Here is a 16,216-nt window from a genome sequence, read left to right as displayed (position 1 = left end):
GTGTCGCAGAACCCCGCAGAGCATCCCGAGAACGACATCCACGCCGTCCAGGCGAAGTGGCAGCGCTACTGGAACGACCACGGGACGTTCCTCGCCGGCGGGGACGCCGACACCCGTCCGCGCAAGTACGTGCTCGCGATGTTCCCGTACCCCTCGGGCGACCTGCACATGGGGCACGCCGAGAACTACCTCTACAGCGACATCGTCGCGCGCTTCTGGCGTCACCGCGGCTACAACGTGCTGCAGCCGATCGGCTGGGACTCGTTCGGCCTGCCCGCCGAGAACGCGGCCATCCAGCGCGGGGCCGACCCGAGCCGCTGGACGTACGACAACATCGCGCAGCAGCGCGAGAGCCTGAAGGCGTACGGCGTCTCGTTCGACTGGAGCCGCGTGCTCCACACGAGCGACGAGGACTACTACCGCTGGAACCAGTGGCTGTTCCTGCAGCTGCACGAGCGCGGCCTGGCCTACCGCAAGGAGAGCCCGGTCAACTGGTGCCCCAACGACCAGACGGTGCTCGCGAACGAGCAGGTCGTCGACGGCCACTGCGAGCGCTGCGGCGCCGAGGTCGTGAAGAAGAAGCTCACGCAGTGGTACTTCAAGATCACGGAGTACGCCGATCGCCTGCTGGACGATCTGAACCAGCTCGAGGGATTCTGGCCGCACAAGGTGCTGCAGATGCAGCGCAACTGGATCGGCCGCTCGGTCGGCGCCGACATCGACTTCGAGATCGAGGGCCGTGACGAGAAGGTCACGGTCTTCTCGACGCGCCCCGACACGCTGCACGGCGCCACCTTCATGGTCGTCGCGCCCGACAGCGACCTCGCCGCCGAGCTCGCGGCCGGCTCGTCGCCCGAGGTGCGGATGGCCTTCCAGGACTACCTCGACCAGGTGCGCAAGCAGACCGAGATCGAGCGTCAGAACACCGACCGGCCGAAGACCGGCGTCTTCCTCGACCGCTACGCGATCAACCCCGTCAATGGGGAGCGCCTGCCGATCTGGGCCGCCGACTACGTGCTGGCCGACTACGGCCACGGTGCCGTCATGGCCGTGCCCGCGCACGACCAGCGCGACCTCGACTTCGCGATCGCCTTCGACCTGCCCGTGCGCGTGGTCGTCGACACCACGGCGCCCGTGACCGGCGCGATCCCTGTGATCGAGGTCGACGAGGACGGCGTGCCGATCGACCCCATGCCGCTCGACGACCCCAAGGAGACGGGCGTCGCGCTCACGGGCGAGGGCCGTCTCATCAACTCGGGCGCGCTCGACGGCCTGTCGAAGCGCAACGCGATCACGCGCGTCATCGAGCAGCTCGAAGCCGCGGGAACGGGGCGCGCGGCCAAGCAGTACCGCCTGCGCGACTGGCTGATCTCGCGTCAGCGGTACTGGGGCACGCCCATCCCGATGCTGCACACGGAGGACGGCCGCGTCGTGCCGGTGCCCGAGGACCAGCTGCCGGTGCGCCTGCCGAGCGCCGAGGGCCTCGACCTCAAGCCGAAGGGCAAGTCGCCGCTCGGCGCCGCGACCGAGTGGGTGACGACGACCGAGCCCGAGACGGGCGCGCCCGCGCTCCGCGACCCCGACACAATGGACACGTTCGTCGACAGCTCGTGGTACTTCCTGCGGTTCCTGTCGCCGGGGCTGAAGGACGCGCCGTTCGCCCCGCAGGACGCCGACCGCTGGGCGCCTGTGGACGCCTACATCGGCGGCGTCGAGCACGCCATCCTGCACCTGCTGTACGCGCGCTTCATCACGAAGGTGCTGTTCGACATGGGCAGGGTCGACTTCACCGAGCCGTTCTCGTCGCTCATCAACCAGGGCATGGTCATCCTCGACGGCGCGAAGATGTCGAAGTCGAAGGGCAACCTCGTGCTCTTCAGCGACGAGCTCGCCGCGCACGGCGCCGACGTCCTGCGCGTCGCGCTCGCGTTCGCGGGCCCGGTCGAGGACGACAAGGACTGGAAGGACGTCTCGACGACCGGCGCGCACAAGTTCCTGCAGCGCGCGCTGCGCATCGCGCACGAGGTGTCGAGCCCGACCGACGTGGTCTGGGCCGAGGGCGACGTGGCGCTGCGCCGGGTCACGCACCGCCTGCTCGCGGAGGCGCCGACGCTCGTCGAGCAGACGAAGTTCAACGTCGTCGTCGCGCGCCTCATGGAGCTCGTCAACGCCATCCGCAAGACGATCGACTCGGGTGCCGGTGCGGCCGACCCGGCCGTCCGCGAGGCCGCCGAGGTCACGGCGATGGTCCTCGACCTCTTCGCTCCGCACACGGCGGAGGAGATGTGGGAGATCCTCGGCTACGAGCCCTCGGTGGGACTCGTCACGTGGCGGAACGCCGACCCGACGCTCCTCGTCGAGGACAAGGTCACCGCGGTCGTGCAGATCGACGGCAAGGTGCGCGCGACGCTCGAGGTGCCGGCCAAGATCGACGGGCCGTCGCTCGAGCACCTCGCACGCTCGGACGAGCGCATCACGCGGGCGCTCGGCGACCGCGCCATCACGCGCGCGATCGTCCGTCCGCCGAAGGTCGTGAGCTTCTCGACGAAGTAGGACGCGTTCGACGAGGCCGGCATCCCACGCGGGGTGCCGGCCTCGCCGTGTGCACAGGGTCGTGCGTGCGGCGCGTCGCGGCAGGAGGCGCTGCACGCCCCGAGTACGCCGAATCGGCCGCCGTAGCGTGGCGGAGTGACGGCAGAGACGGGCTTCCGCTCGCCGCGCGCCCGTCTCGGCGCCGGCGCGGTCGTCCTGCTCGTGCTGGGCGCTCTCGGGGTGACGGTCGCGCTCGGCGTGTGGCGCGGCGCGGCCTCGCCCGTCGAGGAGGTCGTCGTCACCCCCGCTCCGAGCGCGAGCGCCGTCGCGGTCGAGCCCGGGCAGCTGTACGTGCATGTGCACGGCGCGGTCGCCGAACCCGGCCTGTACGTGCTCGAGGCGGGCGCGCGCGTCGTCGATGCGATCTCCGCCGCGGGCGGCTTCGCCGACGATGCGGACTCGGGGGCGGTGAACCTCGCGCGTCCGCTCGCCGACGGCGAGCAGCTCGCGGTGCCCGTCGTGGGCGAGGCCCCTCCCGTGCCGCCGGCCGGAGGCACGGCCGCCCCAGGCGGCACAGGCGCGCTCGTCTCGCTCAACAGCGCGGACCAGGCCGCGCTCGAGACGCTGCCGCGCATCGGCCCGGCGCTCGCCGAGCGCATCATCTTGTGGCGCGACGAGAACGGCCCGTTCACGGCGATCGAGGACCTGCTCGCGGTGCCGGGGATCGGCGACAAGATGCTCGAGACGCTGCGACCGCTGGTGACGCTGTGACCGGCGTGCGCGACGTGCGACTCCTCGTGATCGCCGGGGTCGTGTGGGGTGCGGCGTTCGCGAGCGTGCTGTGGCCCGACGCCGCGACCGCGATCGCGGTCGCGCTCTGGTGCGTGTCTGCCACGGCATGCGGATGGCTGTGCGCGGCTCGCGGACGAAGGGCGCGTCGCGCGGCGGCGCCCGTGCTCGCGATCGCTCTCGCCCTGGGAGCCGCCGTCTCGACGCACGTCGGGCTCGCGGCCCCCGCGCGCGGCGAGCTGGTCGCTCTCGTCGCGCGAGCGGGCCGCGTCGTGGAGATCGACGGTGTCGTGTCGAGCAAGGTCCGGCCCCTGCGGGACGCGCTGTGGTTCGAGGTCGAGACCACCGCCATCCGCGTGGGCAGGGAGCAGCGCGCGGCGGCCGCCACCGTGACGGTCTCGGTCGAGCGCGACGCGCTCGCGGGTGCTGCGCTCGACCTGGGGTCGACCGTCGCGCTGCGGGGAGGCGCTCGGGCCGCCGACCCGGGCGACCGAGCCGTGCTCGTCCTGTTCGCCGACCGCGGCTCCGTCGTGCGCGGCCCGCCGCACGTGCTCGGGGTGATGAGCGACCGGCGCGACGGTTTCGTCCACGACGTCGCGGCGGGGCTTCCCGAGCCGGGCGCCGGGCTGCTCCCCGGCCTCGCGGTCGGCGACACCCGCGCGGTGTCGGCCGACCTCGACGCCGCGATGAAGGCCTCGTCGCTCACGCATCTGACCGCGGTCAGCGGGGCGAACTGCGCGATCGTGACCGGGCTCGCCTTCGCACTCGCGGCGCTGCTCCGATTGCCCCGGTGGGCTCGCGTCGGGGCGGCGCTCGCCGCGCTCGGGGGCTTCGTGCTGCTCGTGACGCCCGAGCCTAGCGTGGTGCGGGCGGCGACGATGGCCGTGATCGCGATGCTCGGGCTTCTCCTGGGCCGCGCGGGCGCGGGCGCCGCGGCACTGGGAGGCGCCGCGATCGTCCTGCTGCTTCTCGACCCGTGGCTCGCGACGTCGTTCGGGTTCGTGCTCTCGGCGCTCGCGACGGGTGCGCTGCTGCTGCTCGCGGGGCCGCTCGCACGTGGGCTCGAGCGCTGGCTGCCTCGCGCGCTCGCCCTGGGGATCGCGGTGCCGCTCGCCGCGCAGATCGCATGCGCACCCGTCATCGTCTTGCTCGCGCCCGCGGTGCCCGTGTACGGCGTCGTGGCGAACATGATCGCGGCGCCAGCGGCCCCGCTTGCGACGGTGGTCGGGATGCTCGCGTGCGTCCTGCAGGATGTGCCGGTGGTCGCCGACGGGCTCGCCGCGATCGCCTGGGTGCCTTCCGCCTGGATCGCGCAGACCGCGGTGCTGTTCTCGGGCCTGCCGACGGCCTCCGTGCCATGGTGGGGCGGCGCTGCCGGCTTCGCCTCGCTCGCGCTGGTCGGCGTGTGCGTGGTCATCGTGCTCGTGCGTCCCGAGACTGTTCCCGCGCGACTGCGGCGCGCTGCCGGCGCATCGCTCGCGGTCGTCGTGGGCGTCGTGTCCGGCTCGACGGCGCTCACGGGCGTCGCCGGGCCGCTCACAGCTCCGACGAGTTGGAGTGTCGCACTGTGCGACATCGGCCAGGGCGACGCCGTGCTGCTGCGCTCGGAGGGGGCCGTTGCGCTCGTCGACACCGGGCCCGAACCCGAGCGTCTCGCCTCATGCCTGAACCGTCTGGGCGTCGGGCGGATCGACCTGCTCGTCGTCACGCACTTCGATCTCGATCACGTCGGCGGGATCGCGGCCGTGAGCGGGCGCGTGGACACGGCTCTTCACGGCCCGCTCGGAGCGGATGGGGCGCAGTGGCTCGCGCACGTGGATGAAGCGCGCCTCGTCGACGCATCGAACGGGATGAGCGGCGTGCTCGGCGGCGCCGCATGGCGGGTGCTCTGGCCTCAGCCCGAGAGCCGCGCGTTCCCCGAGGGGAACGATGCGAGCGTGGTGCTCGAGATCGCGGGAGGCGGCATCCCGCGATCGCTTCTGCTCGGCGATCTCGGCGCGTCGTCGCAGTCGGCGCTGCGGGCGACCGGCGGCGTGTCGGGGAGGTACGACGTCGTGAAGGTCGCGCACCACGGCAGCGCGGATCAGGACGCCGAGCTCTATCGGATCGCGCGTCCCGCGCTCGCGCTCATCGGCGTGGGCGCGGACAACGACTACGGCCATCCGGCCGCGAGCATCCTCGCGGAGCTGCGGGCCGTCGGCGCCACCGTGGCTCGCACCGACGAGGACGGACTCGTTCTCGTCGGCCAGGGCGAGGACGGCGCGCCCTGGGTGTGGCGGGAACGGCCGCGCGAGCCGGAGCCCGCAGGGGAGCGAGGCGAGCTCTCTGCGACCAGCCTCACTGCGCGAGGAATCGCACGGGCAGGTCGGCGATGGCCAGGCCCGAGGCGCGGAGGGCCCTTTCGATCTCTCCCCGGTCGTCAGTGGGAGCGGCGATCTGCACTCGCTCGACGCCGTCGACCTGCGTGCCGCTGTCATCCGCCCAGAAGCTCGTGACCGAATGGTCCTCGACGAGCTCTCTCAGGAGCGCGACGTACTCGTCGCTCTCCCCGTCGGCGATCGTCACGGCCAGGAAGGGGGAGTTGACCTCGACGCTCCCGGCGCGGTCACGTCCGGCGGCCTCTGCGATCTCGTCGACGTGTCCGAGCAGGGGAAGCAGGTCGGCGAGCCCCGAGGCCGTCCCGTCGTCCAACGAGACGAGCGCGAACTGGCCGTCCTCCCAGACCGAGGGCTGGAGCGCGAGGCCCGGTGCGACGCGGTCGAGCACGTCGACGACGCGCACGGCGTCGAATCCGAAGTTGGGGCAGGGCGCAGCGCTCACCGACTGATTCGCGCTGCCCTTCACCGAATGCACCGAGACCTCGGCCGCGGACGGCGTCGTCACCGTGACCGACCACGACACCGGGTCGGGGTAGTCGCTCGAGCACGCGGCATCGAGAAGCCCGCGCAGCCCGCTCTGCTCGACCTCGACCCGCATCCACGACGTCGGCTGGGAGAAGGTCGGCGCCTCGACCCAGCGCTCCTTCTCGACGGCGACGACGCCCGGCAGTGAACCGATCCGGTCTTCGAGCGCGTCGAAGGCCGCGCTTGGGCGGGCGAAGTGCTCCTCGTTCACGATCCACGAGTACAGGGTGACGCCCGCGGCGACAACGGCGATGGCCGACAGGAGAAGGGCCGACACACGGATGGCCCTGGCGGCCGATGACCGCGGCGTCGTGGGCTGGGTGCGCGGTTCCACGTCGGCTCGCAGGGCGCAGTGCCAGGTCTCGTCGCTCGCTCAGATCCGCATCGAGCCGAGCGTCGCGAAGGCCTGGTCGCTCGGCACGATGCGCTTGCCGAGAGGCGTGAGCGTCACCGGGATGATCTTGATCTCCGCGATCGCGAGCGGGATGCCGATGATCGTCACGGCGAGCGCAGCGGCGCTCAGGATGTGCCCGATGACGAGCCAGATGCCCGCGACGAGGATCCAGATCACGTTGCCGATCGTCGACGCCACACCGGCCGTGGGGCGATCGATGACCGTGCGCCCGAACGGCCACAGCACGTAGTTGGCGATGCGGAACGAGGCGATGCCCCACGGGATGGTGACGATGAGGATGCAGCAGAGGATGCCCGCGAGGAAGTAGCCGATCGCGAGCGGCAGGCCCGCGAGCACGAGCCAGATGACGTTGAGGATCACGCGAAGCAGGGCCATGGCCCCATCATCGCAGAGCAGCACCCGGCCGCGGCCATCCGGCGTCCGGCACAATGGCTCCATGCCCGCGGACTCCGACGCGACCCTGAACGCGATCGCGGCCGAGCTCTCGGTCGTCCCGCCGCGGGATTTCGTCTCCGCGCGCGCGGCCCGGGCGAAGCAGATCGACGACCGGGCGCTCGCGTCCGAGGTGAAGGCGCTGCGCAAGCCCGTTCTGGCTGCATGGGCCGTGAACGTGCTCGCTCAGGAGCGGCGCGCGGAGCTCGATCGGCTTCTCGAGGTGGCTTCAGCGCTCCGCGACGCGCAATCGGCTCTGGACGCCCGCCGGCTCGCGGAGCTCGGACGGGAGCGCCGGAGCGTCGTCGAGAAGCTGACGGCGCTCGTGGCGCAGCTGGCGGAGGCGCGCGGGGAGCGGCTCTCACCGAGCACGGTCGAGGCCGTGCGCGAGACGCTCAACGCCGCGGTGTTCGACGCGGATGCTGCGGCCGCCGTCGCGTCGGGACGGCTGACGCGACCGCTCGAGGCCTCGGGTGGGTTCTCCGTCGACCTCGAGGGAGCGATCGCGGGTGGGGCAGCGGATGCGCCCGTCTCGCCGCCGCGGAAGGACCCGCCGCGCTCCGCGAAGGAGAGCGCCGCCGTCGCGCGGGCGAAGGCCGAGCGGGCCGTCCGTGCGGCCGAGAAGGATGCCGCGGCGTCGGCTCGCTCGCTCGCCGAGGTCACCGAGCGACGCGAGCGCGCGCACGCGAAGGCAGACGCGCTCGAGGAGCGCGTGGAGAAGCTGCGCCGCGATCTCGCAGCGGCCGAGCGGGATCTGGCCGAGGTGCTCGAGCGGATCGACGACCTCGACGCCCAGGTGGCGGACGCCGAGAAGCGCGACGCAGTGGCTCAGGCCGCGGTCGACGCGGCCCGTGCTGACCTCCCCGAGTAGCGGTCGCTCCCGGGTCGGTGTCGGCACGCGCCGGTAGGCTGGATGAATGGCCGCTGCACCCCGCAAGACCCCCGCGAAGGCGACGAAGGCGGCCATCCCGCAGCTGCCGTGGCGGCGTCCGGAGCCCGCGCCGATCGTGCTCGTGTCCGGGCCCGAGGAGGTCTGTGCCGAGCGCGCGATCGCGGGTGTGCGCGACTACCTCAAGGCAGAGGATCCGTCACTCGAGATCACCGACATCGTCGCGTCCGACTACACGTCCGGCATGCTGCTCGCGGTCACCTCGCCCTCGCTCTTCGGCGAGCCGCGCCTCGTGCGGGTGTCCGGCGTCGAGAAGTGCAGCGACGCGTTCCTCACCGAGGCGCTCGCCTACATCGAGGCGCCGCAGGAGGGCGCGACGCTCATCCTGCGCCACAACGGCGCGACCGTCCGCGGAAAGAAGCTGCTCGACGCCATCCGCTCGGGCGTCGGGGGCGGGGTCGAGGTTCCGTGCCCGGCCGTCAAGCGCGACGCCGACCGGTTCGACTTCGCGGCGGGGGAGTTCAAGGCCGCCGAACGGCGCATCGCCCCGAAGGCCCTTCAGGCGCTCACGCAGGCGTTCACGGGCGAGCTCGCCGAGCTCGCGGCCGCGTGCCAGCAGCTCATCTCGGACGTCGAGGGCGACATCACCGAGGACGTCGTGTCGCGCTACTACGGCGGACGCGTCGAGACGAACGCCTTCACGGTCGCCGACACCGCGATCGCCGGACGCTACGGTGAGGCGCTCGTCGCGCTGCGGCACGCCCTCGACTCAGGGGCGGATCCCGTGCCGCTCGTCGCCGCGTTCGCCATGAAGGTGCGCACGATGGCGCGCGTCGCGGGCTCGCGCGAGCCGTCGCGGCAGCTCGCGAACCGGCTCGGGATGAAGGACTGGCAGGTCGACCGCGCGCGCCGCGATCTCCAGTCGGGCTGGAACGACCGCGCGCTCGCGCTGGCCATCCAGGCGATCGCGCGGGCCGATGCCGAGGTCAAGGGCGCGTCGCGCGACCCCGTCTTCGCCCTCGAGCGGATGGTCACGGTCGTGGCGACGCGCGCTCCGTTCGGGCGCTGAGGCAGGACGCCGCGTACAGCAGAAGGCCCGTCCCGCTGATGCGGGACGGGCCTTCGACATGCACGCGGCTCAGAGCGACGAGACCTGCTTCGCGATGCCCGACTTGCGGTTCGCGGCCTGGTTCTTGTGGATGACGCCCTTGCTCACGGCCTTGTCGAGCTTCTTCGACGCCTTGGCGAGGGCGGCCTCGGCGGCGGCCTTGTCGCCGGCCGCGATAGCCTCGCGCGTCTTGCGGACGAGCGACTTCAGCTCGCTCTTGACGGCCTTGTTGCGCTCGCGCGCCTTCTCGTTGGTCTTGATGCGCTTGATCTGCGACTTGATGTTTGCCACGTCGAATGACTTTCGTTCGGAGTGATTCGGATGGTCGTCTGACGGCCATCCGAGTGTGCTTCTTCAGTTGCCGCGTGACGAGAGAGGGGCGTCGTACGGCTGTGTGGGTGGCCCCACACGCAAGCCAAGGGTCAATGCTACCAGGTCATGCCTGCGCGGCCGTGCTCTCGACGACCGCGATCGCGAGATCCAGCACGGCCGAGAATGCCGCGGGGCGCATCGTCGTCACGAGGTGCGTCGACCGCGGGACGACGATGAGCTCCGCGTGGGGCACGAGCCGCGTGAACAGTCGCTCGTGCAGGCGGAGCTGATCCCATTCGCCGTTGACGAACCACACGGGCATCGTCAGACGCGTGAGCGCGGTGCGGATGTCCAGGGTCGCGAGGCTCGCGAGGGCCGCGTCCTCGGAGCGGAGGGCATAGCCGCCCGCGCCGAGGTCGGTTCGCGTCTCCTCGGGGAGCGTCGCGCGGAGGATCCGCTGCACGAGCCACATGCCGTTGCCGGGCATCCGCTGCATGCCGCGCAGGAGCATCCGGTACAGCGCGAGCCCGGCGCCGCGGGGGAGCGCGGTCGCGCCCACGGCGACGAAGGCGGCGACGGGAGCGGCGTCGTCTCGCGCGAGATACGCCGTCGAGAGGATGCCGCCCATGGAATGCCCGACGAGCAGGACCGGGCCCGCCTCGCCGGCCGACCGGAGAGCGCGATCCAGCGTCGCGAAGGCCTCCTCGAGCGACCATTCCTCGTCCATGCGCGAGCCGTGGCCGGGCAGGTCCAGCGCGTGCACGTCGACGCCGCGTCGCTGCAGATGGAGGACCTGCGTGCGCCACATGGTGGCGGATGTCCGGATGCCGTGAACGAGGACGACCTGGACACCGCTCATGCGCGCCATCGTATCCGGACAGGCGAAGGGGCCGACGGCTTCGAAAGCCGCCGGCCCCTTCGGGTCAGAGAGGGAGGATCACTCCTTCTCCCAGCCCACGTTCTCCACCGGCTGGAGGCCGAAGAGGTCGAGGCCCGTGTAGGTCTCGGGGGTCAGGTTCGCCAGGCCCTCCTTGACCGTCATGATCTGCGGGCCGGCGTAGAGCGGGAACACGCCCCATGTCTCGGCCATGATCTCGGCCTCGAGCTTCATGCCCGCCTCGGTCTGCTCCTCCGCCGTCGGCAACGCCGAGACCTCGTTCGCGATGCGCTCGTCGATCTCGGGCGTGCTCGTGGACGAGAGGTTGAGGCCGCTGTCCGAGCAGTAGACCTGGCACATGTACGCGACGCCGTACGGGTCGCTCGACGAGAAGCCGAGCATGACGAGGTCCCAGTTCTTCGTCGTGAGGTCGTTCGAGAAGTCGGACGACGGACGCACCTCGGGAGTGATCGCGGCGCCCACCTCGGCGAGCTGCGTCTGGACGATGCGACCGCGCGCCTCGACGATCGGGTCGTCGCCGAAGAGCGGGAGCACGCCCTCGAGCCGGACGCCGTCCTTCTCGCGCACCCCGTCCTCGCCCATGACCCAGCCGGCCTCGTCGAGGATCGCGTTCGCCTCGTCGACGTTGTACTCCCAGCCCGCCTCGGTCAGCGCGTCGGTGTAGCCCTCCTGGAACGGGAAGAGCATCAGCGATCCCGCGTCGGGCTCGGTGTAGTCGAGACCGTTCCAGACGACCTCCTTGATCTGCTCGCGGTCGATCGCCATGAAGAGCGCCTTGCGCACCTCGAGGTCGGCGAACTGCTCGCGCTCCGCGTTGATCTGGATGAGGTTCGTCGCGGTCCGCTGTGCGCGGTAGGTGACGACACCCTCCATGTCGGCGACCTGAGCGAGGCGGTCCTCGGTGTTGGTCAGCGCCATGTCGATCTCGCCATTGCGGAACGCGTTGATCTCGGCCGTGTCGTCGAGCACGCGGAAGGTCACCTTGTCGAGGAGGGGCTCGTCGCCCCACCAGTTCTCGTTCGGGACGAACGTGATCGTGCCGCCGTTCGCATCGAACTCGTCGACCGTGTACGGGCCCGCGCCCCACTCGGGGTGCACCTGGTTGACGTACGCCTCGTTGAAGAGCTCGGGCGTGTTGATCGCCGGGTTGACGAGGTGCCAGAAGAGCCCGTCCGTCCAGGGATAGACCTGCTTGAAGGTCACGACCGCCTGGCGCTCGTCCTCACCCTGCTCGACGGACTCGATGAGCGAGTAGCCGTCGGTCGAGTTGGGGATGTAGCCCTCGTCGAGCGAGCGGTTGGCGATCCAGGTCTGGTTGTAGGCCTCCCACGTGATCGGGGTGCCGTCGTTCCAGACCGCGTCGGGGTTGATCGTGTAGGTGACGACCGTCTTGCCGTCGACCTCCTCGGTCGTCCAGTCGGTGAGGTAGTTGGGGTTGGCGTACGCCTCGCCCTCGGGCGTCATGAGGATCGTCTGGGGGTTGTACCACTCCCACAGCGTCGCCGTGTCGACCGAGCCGTCCGAGTGGTTCGCGTTCAGCTGCTCGGGGATCTCCGTGATCGGGAAGACCGCCTCGCCGCCCTGCTGGAGGTTCTCGCGGGGCTGCGGGTTGTAGTCGGCACCGGTGATCTCGGTGGCGCCCTCGTTGCCTCCGCCGGACCCGCCGCCGTTGCCGCCGTCGTTGCCGCCACCGGCACAGCCCGCGAGGACGAGGGCGAGCGCGCCGGCTGCGGCCGCCGCCCCGATCCACTTCTGCTGCTTCTTCATGGTGCTCCTTTCGCGCCTTGTAGGCGTCGGGATATGGGAGAGATGAGATCGAGGCTAACCGCGGGCCGCGCGCGCTTGTGAGAACGTGAGCGAGCCGTGACCTGCGGGTCTCGTCCCGAGCGGGGCGCGGCGCGCCGTCGTCTTCGCACGACGCGCCGTGACCCCACGATGGATCAGCCGGTGGACATCTGCCCGCGGCTGAGGAGATCGTGGTCGAGCTCGACGCGCGTCCGGCCGCGCTCCACCTTCGGATCGGGGATCGGGATGGCCGACAGCAGCGCCTGCGTGTACGGGTGCTGCGGGGTGTCGAACACGTCGTCGACGTCGCCGAACTCGACGAAGTCGCCGCGGTACATGACCGCCACGCGGTCGGCGAGGTGCCGGACCACCGAGAGATCGTGCGCGACGAACAGGTAGCTGATGCCGAGTCGCATCTTCAGCTCGTCGAGCAGGTTCAGCACACCGGCCTGGATCGACACGTCGAGCGCCGAGACCGGCTCATCGAGCACGACGAGCTTCGGCTCGGTCGCGAGCGCGCGGGCGATGCCGATGCGCTGGCGCTGACCGCCCGAGAACGCCTGCGGGAAGCGATCGCTGTGCGCGGGGTTCAGTCCGACGAGCCCCATGAGCTCGTCGACGCGCTCGTGCGTGCGCTCCTTCGAGGTGCCGATCGTCTGCAGCGGCTCCGCGATGATGTCGAACACCGTCATGCGCGGGTCGAGGGCGCCCATCGGGTCCTGGAAGACGATCTGGATGTCGCGGCGGGCCGCGCGCTCACGATGGCGCCCCTTGAGCTCGCGCACGCTCGTTCCGTTGATCCGGATGTCGCCGCCCTCGGGCGCCGCGAACTCCATGATCTCGAGGAGCGTCGTGGTCTTGCCCGAGCCCGACTCGCCGACGATCGCGAGGGTCTCGCCCTCCTTGATGTCGAACGAGATGTCCTTGACGGCCTGCACCTCGCCGACCTTGCGCTTGAGGATGCCCTTGAGGATCGGGAACGTCTTCGACAGGTGCGACACCTCGAGGACCGTCTTGCGCTCCTCTCGGGGCGTGCGCACCAGGTCGCTCTCGGGGATCACCGGCACGGGGTACACGGGGCGACCGCCGATCAGCCCCGCATGGATCTCGTCGGCACGGATGCACGCGGCGCGGTGGTCCGCGTCGCCGCTGACCTGGAGAAGCTCGGGCTCGCCGACGCGGCAGGCATCGAGCACGATCGGGCAGCGGTCGGCGAAGGGGCACGCATCCGGCAGGTCGATGAGCAGCGGCGGATTGCCCTTGATCGCGACGAGCGGCTGCTTCTCCTTCTTGTCGACGCGCGGGATCGCGCCGAGGAGGCCGATCGTGTACGGCATGCGCGTGTCGTCGAAGAGGTCGACGGCCGACGCCTGCTCGATCGGCTTGCCCGCGTACATGACGAGCACGTCATCGGCGATGTTCGCGACGACGCCCATGTCGTGGGTGATCATGATGACCGCGGCCCCGGTCTCGCGCTGCGCCGTGCGGATCAGATCGAGGATCTGCGCCTGGATCGTCACATCGAGAGCCGTCGTGGGCTCGTCGGCGATGATGAGCTTCGGGTTGTTCGCCATGGCGATCGCGATGACGACGCGCTGGCGCATGCCGCCCGAGAACTCGTGGGGGAAGGCCTTCATGCGGCGCTCGGGGTCGGTGATCCCGACGAGCGTGAGGAGCTCGATGCCGCGCTCCCACGCGCGCTTGCGGCCCATCCCCGCGTTGTGCACGACGAGCGCCTCGACGAGCTGGTCGCCGATGGTGTAGACGGGCGTGAGCGACGTGAGCGGGTCCTGGAAGATCATCGCCAGGCCGTTGCCGCGGATGGCGGACATCTGCTTGTCGGTCTTGCCGATGAGCTCGTCGCCCTGGAAGACGATCGATCCGGTGACGTGAGCGGTCTCGGCGAGGAGGCCCATGATCGCGAGCGAGGTCACGGACTTGCCCGAGCCGGACTCGCCGACGATGCCGAGGGTCTGGCCGGGGAGGAGGTCGAAGGAGACGCCGCGCACGGCGTCGACCCTGCCCGCCTCGGAGGCGAAGCTGACCCGGAGGTCGCGGACGGAGAGAACGGGTTCGGTCATGCGCGGCCTCCAGCCGCCGAAGTCGGGTCGAGGGCGTCGCGCAGTCCGTCGGCGACGAGCGCCATGGAGACGGTCAGCAGCGTGAGGGCGCCGGCGGGGAAGTAGAACATCCAGGGTGCGCTCGTGATGATCCCCGAGCCGGTTCCGATGAGGGAGCCGAGCGAGACATCGGGGAGCTTCACGCCGAAGCCGAGGAACGACAGGCCGGTCTCGAGCATCACGGCGCTCACGACGCCGAGGGTGAAGTTGATGACGAGGAGCGAGCCGATGTTCGGGATCATGTGGCGCAGCACGATGCGGAATCCGCTGACGCCCATGTAGCGGGCCGCCTGGATGTACTCGCGCTCGCGCAGCGAGAGGGAGAGCGTCCAGATCGTGCGGGCCGCGATGAACCAGTTCGTCAGGATGAGGATGATCGTGATCATCCTCCAGTCGCCCCCCGAGTCGTTCGAGATCATCGCGATGATGAGGAACGTCGGCACGGCCATGAGGAAGTGGATGACCGCGAGCGCCCCGCGCTCGTACCAGCCGCCGAAGTAGGCCGCGGTGGCGCCGACGAGCGCCGAGATGACCGTCGTGCCGATCGACACGAGCACGGCGATCATCAGCGAGCGCTGGAGGCCGACGACGACCATCGCGTAGAGATCGTTGCCCGAGTTGTTCGTGCCGAACCAGTGCTCGGCGCTCGGCGGATCGGACAGCGCCAGGAAGTCGAGCTCGATGTGGTCGTACTGCTGGAACACCGGCCCGACGACCGCGAACAGCGCGAGGAGCACGAAGATCACGAGGCCGCCCACGGCGGGCTTGTTGCGCATGAAGCGCCGCGTGTAGAGCGCGGACTTCCGCATCGGCTTGCTGCGGCCTGCGGTCAGCACCGTCTCGCTCGGCGGCGGGTTGTCGCCGTGCTCGAGCGGGTCGCGCATATCGGTCTGCATCGTCATGTCAGCTCACCCGCACTCGAGGGTCGAGGGCGACGACCGCGACATCCGCGAGCATCGCGCCGATGAAGGTCATGAAGGCGCCGAACGCGGCCGTCGCCACGGTCCCGTGGATGTCGTTCGTCGCGATCGTCTGGGAGAAGTACTGCCCCATGCCGCTCCAGCCGAAGATCGTCTCTGTGAGGATCGCGCCCGTGAAGGCGGCGGGGATATTGAACGCGACCTGCGTCGTCACGGGGATGAGCGACGTCCGCAGCGCGTGCCGGCGGATGGCCTGCGACTTCGTCAGGCCCTTCGCGCGCGCCGTGCGGACGTAGTCGGCGCTGATGTTGTCGAGCAGCAGGGAGCGCTGCAGGAAGTGGTAGCCCGCGTAGCCGGTCAGCACGAGGCCGAGGGTCGGCAGCGTGAGGTGCTGGACGACGTCGACGAGCATCGGGAAGAAGCCCTCGACGCCGAGGCTCGCCGAGCCGGTGACGTAGAACACGCGCGTGCCGACGGCCTGGTTGATCGAGATCGCGAGGAGCACGATGCCGAGCGCCGCGACGACCACGGGGATGTTCATCGTGATGATCGACGTCGCCTGACCGATCCGGTCCGCGAGCTTGTACTGCCGGGATGCCGTGTAGACGCCGATCGCGATGCCGACGACCGCGGTGAGGATCGTCGCACCGAGCACGAGCTCCGCGGAGATCCACATCCGGTACGCGACCTGCTCGTTCACCGAGCCGCCCGTCGGGCTCACGCCCCAGTCCCAGCGCGTGATGATCGCGGAGAGCCAGGTCCACCACCTCTCGACGAGCGGGACGGTGTCGCTGAGGTTGCGCGGCTCGAGCAGGGCGACGATCTGCTGCTCGGACAGCGGCGGGCGGCGGCCGACGTAGTTGCTGCGCGGGTCGAGGTAGAGCCACGCGAGGAAGTACGTCAGGTTCGTCGCCACGGCGATGATGAGCAGCCACCCCAGGATGCGGCGGAGCAGGTATCGGATCAAGGTCGTGGATTTCCTTCTTCGGACTGCGATCGCGCGCTTCTGGCGCGGTCATCGCACACGTTGAGCGTCGACTCTACCCCCGGTTGACTCAAGTCGACCATCCCGGGCGCACCGTGCCGAAAAGCGTTATCGATCTGTGCTGGTCT

The 16,216-nt window shown here is 70.5% G+C and carries 12 protein-coding genes; 5 read left to right on the top strand and 7 right to left on the bottom strand.

Annotated elements, in window-relative coordinates; translation table 11 throughout:
• From leuS to ACOWU6_RS12120, 3 genes are all read left to right on the top strand, one after another.
• Positions 1-2,553, top strand: a complete 2,553-nt coding sequence (leuS, locus tag ACOWU6_RS12130; protein WP_421075840.1) for a leucine--tRNA ligase — start codon at positions 1-3, stop codon at positions 2,551-2,553.
• Between the two features lie 135 nt (positions 2,554-2,688).
• Positions 2,689-3,303 carry a helix-hairpin-helix domain-containing protein gene (locus ACOWU6_RS12125; protein WP_421075839.1) on the top strand — a complete coding sequence of 205 codons (615 nt, stop codon included), beginning with the start codon at positions 2,689-2,691 and terminating at the stop codon, positions 3,301-3,303.
• A 5-nt stretch (positions 3,304-3,308) separates the two neighbouring features.
• Positions 3,309-5,816, top strand: coding sequence for a ComEC/Rec2 family competence protein (locus tag ACOWU6_RS12120; protein WP_421075838.1), 2,508 nt, complete (start codon positions 3,309-3,311; stop codon positions 5,814-5,816).
• Positions 5,817-6,597: 781 nt separating this feature from the next.
• Here the strand turns inward: ACOWU6_RS12120 and ACOWU6_RS12115 are convergent.
• Positions 6,598-7,014, bottom strand: a complete 417-nt coding sequence (locus tag ACOWU6_RS12115) for a YccF domain-containing protein (RefSeq protein ID WP_271171919.1) — start codon at positions 7,012-7,014, stop codon at positions 6,598-6,600.
• A 61-nt stretch (positions 7,015-7,075) separates the two neighbouring features.
• Here ACOWU6_RS12115 and ACOWU6_RS12110 point away from each other — a divergent pair, with 61 nt between their 5' ends.
• Together ACOWU6_RS12110 and holA are read left to right on the top strand one after the other, a co-directional pair.
• The gene (locus tag ACOWU6_RS12110) at positions 7,076-7,942 is read left to right on the top strand and encodes a transposase (protein WP_421075837.1); all 867 of its coding nucleotides are present in this window, start codon (positions 7,076-7,078) and stop codon (positions 7,940-7,942) included.
• 46 nt (positions 7,943-7,988) lie between these two features.
• Entirely contained in the window at positions 7,989-9,029 is a 1,041-nt protein-coding gene (holA, locus tag ACOWU6_RS12105; RefSeq protein WP_421075836.1) for a DNA polymerase III subunit delta, read from the top strand.
• Between the two features lie 69 nt (positions 9,030-9,098).
• Here the strand turns inward: holA and rpsT are convergent, their stop codons facing one another.
• From rpsT to ACOWU6_RS12075, 6 genes are all read right to left on the bottom strand, one after another.
• On the bottom strand, positions 9,099-9,359 hold the full coding sequence (gene rpsT / locus ACOWU6_RS12100) for a 30S ribosomal protein S20 (RefSeq protein ID WP_271171916.1): 261 nt from the start codon (positions 9,357-9,359) through the stop codon (positions 9,099-9,101).
• 145 nt (positions 9,360-9,504) lie between these two features.
• Complete coding sequence (locus tag ACOWU6_RS12095) at positions 9,505-10,239, bottom strand: alpha/beta fold hydrolase (RefSeq protein ID WP_421075835.1); 735 nt, start codon at positions 10,237-10,239, stop codon at positions 9,505-9,507.
• A gap of 78 nt (positions 10,240-10,317) precedes the next feature.
• Positions 10,318-12,045, bottom strand: a complete 1,728-nt coding sequence (locus ACOWU6_RS12090; protein WP_324014784.1) for an ABC transporter family substrate-binding protein — start codon at positions 12,043-12,045, stop codon at positions 10,318-10,320.
• Positions 12,046-12,218: 173 nt separating this feature from the next.
• A complete protein-coding gene (locus ACOWU6_RS12085; RefSeq protein ID WP_271171913.1) occupies positions 12,219-14,144 on the bottom strand; it encodes an ABC transporter ATP-binding protein in 1,926 nt (641 codons plus the stop codon).
• Complete coding sequence (locus ACOWU6_RS12080; protein WP_271171912.1) at positions 14,141-15,085, bottom strand: ABC transporter permease; 945 nt, start codon at positions 15,083-15,085, stop codon at positions 14,141-14,143. The genes ACOWU6_RS12085 and ACOWU6_RS12080 overlap by 4 nt, the downstream gene beginning before the upstream one ends.
• Before the next feature lies 1 nt (position 15,086).
• Complete coding sequence (locus ACOWU6_RS12075) at positions 15,087-16,070, bottom strand: ABC transporter permease (protein ID WP_271171911.1); 984 nt, start codon at positions 16,068-16,070, stop codon at positions 15,087-15,089.
• Positions 16,071-16,216: the final 146 nt, after the last annotated feature.

Origin of the sequence: Microbacterium sp. SA156 (assembly GCF_049065455.1) — a bacterium.
GTDB classification, from domain to species: domain Bacteria; phylum Actinomycetota; class Actinomycetes; order Actinomycetales; family Microbacteriaceae; genus Microbacterium; species Microbacterium barkeri.
The sequence above is the reverse complement of the archived record's forward strand: the minus strand, read 5'-3'. Positions and strand labels throughout refer to the sequence as shown.